Source organism: Spiroplasma sp. ChiS (genome assembly GCF_002968355.1).
GTDB classification, from domain to species: Bacteria; Bacillota_I; Bacilli_A; order Mycoplasmatales; family Mycoplasmataceae; genus Spiroplasma; species Spiroplasma citri.
This window is the reverse complement of sequence record NZ_PUUH01000139.1, coordinates 1-1,237: the sequence shown is the minus strand read 5'-3', so window position 1 is coordinate 1,237 and position 1,237 is coordinate 1. Positions and strand designations below refer to the sequence as shown.

The window sequence follows — 1,237 nt, the reverse complement described above, 5'->3', positions numbered from 1 at the left end:
TGTAAATATTTATTTAATTTAAATTATGTTTTACAATCGCCAGTTGTTAAGAAAAATTATATTTATAAAGGAAATATTAAAATGACAGAGCATGAATTAGATGCTTGAAAACATTTACAATATTTTTTATTAAAAGGAGTTGATAAAAATGGCACAAACAAAAAGTAATTTATCTAAAAAATCAATAATGCATTTTGTAATCGAAGTGCAACAAATCAACTTTGAAAGGAGTTGATTTTTTATTGAAAAGAAACATTATTTTATTTTGCGGTCCCTAGTAACTAAGTATGGAAAAGATATTGTTATTAATACTGTAAATAAGATAGTAATTAATAATGTAAAAGAAAATGAATAAATTATCCGCGTAATTTATTAGGGGTAATTTATTCAATATAGTTTATTTTGAGCGTAGCGAACACGCGAAGCGTGCCGCAATATTTTTAGAGAGGAGATGTAATATGCCAACTTGATTAACGACAATATTTAGTGTTGTTATTGTATTAGCAATTTTTCTTTATTTTGGTTTATTAATTTACCAAAAAATTCGTCAAATTCGAGGAAAGAAAAAAGATAAAAAAGAAATTGAAACAAAGGAGGATAAAAAATAATGTTAGGTATGTATTTAACAACGGCGGTTAATTTTTTAACAGCACCTACACCTAAAACTATGACTGAGGGTATGACTGGGATTTGAACTGGTTTGACTAGTGCATTATGAAAAGTTAAAGAAGGTATAACAAATATTTTACCTGAGATAATGGTTTTCTTACGTGAAACGTGAATTATATTAATTCCATTTGCTATATTTTGTATTATTAAAATCTTAAACTTTTTCCGTGTTATGGTTAAAGGATTTTAATATTTATTATAATCGATCATAATTTTAGTTAAGGTACACTAGGTTTTATGTGAGTTGAATAAATAATTTTGTTGTTTATTTTTGCACTATACACTGTCTACAAATTTATTTTTAAATAAATTTAACTACTCATTTGGTTATTTTTAGTAGGATTTAATAGAAATAAGAATATTAATAACAGTTTTGAACCAAAAATTTTTATAATATTTTTTATAAATATATCTACTTTCTTTTAAAAACTTGTAGGCAGTATATTTTGGTTATTTTTAGTAGGATTTAATAGAAATAAGAATATTAATAACAGTTTTGAACCAAAAATTTTTATAATATTTTTTATAAATATATCTACTTTCTTTTAAAAACTTGTAGGCAGTATAT

Annotated in this window: 3 protein-coding genes; all 3 read left to right on the top strand. The window is 23.5% G+C overall.

The annotated features are described in order from the left end of the window. Positions 1-148 precede the first annotated feature (148 nt). The 3 genes from C6B38_RS04355 to C6B38_RS04345 all read left to right on the top strand — a co-directional run bounded on the left by C6B38_RS04355 (position 149) and on the right by C6B38_RS04345 (position 859). Entirely contained in the window at positions 149-355 is a 207-nt protein-coding gene (locus tag C6B38_RS04355; protein WP_105298790.1) for a hypothetical protein, read from the top strand. A gap of 103 nt (positions 356-458) precedes the next feature. Further along, positions 459-608 (top strand): hypothetical protein, encoded by a 150-nt coding sequence (locus tag C6B38_RS04350; protein ID WP_105298789.1) that lies wholly within the window; start codon positions 459-461, stop codon positions 606-608. Then, positions 608-859 carry a hypothetical protein gene (locus C6B38_RS04345; RefSeq protein WP_105298788.1) on the top strand — a complete coding sequence of 84 codons (252 nt, stop codon included), beginning with the start codon at positions 608-610 and terminating at the stop codon, positions 857-859. The genes C6B38_RS04350 and C6B38_RS04345 overlap by 1 nt, the downstream gene beginning before the upstream one ends. The last annotated feature ends 378 nt before the right edge of the window (positions 860-1,237 follow it).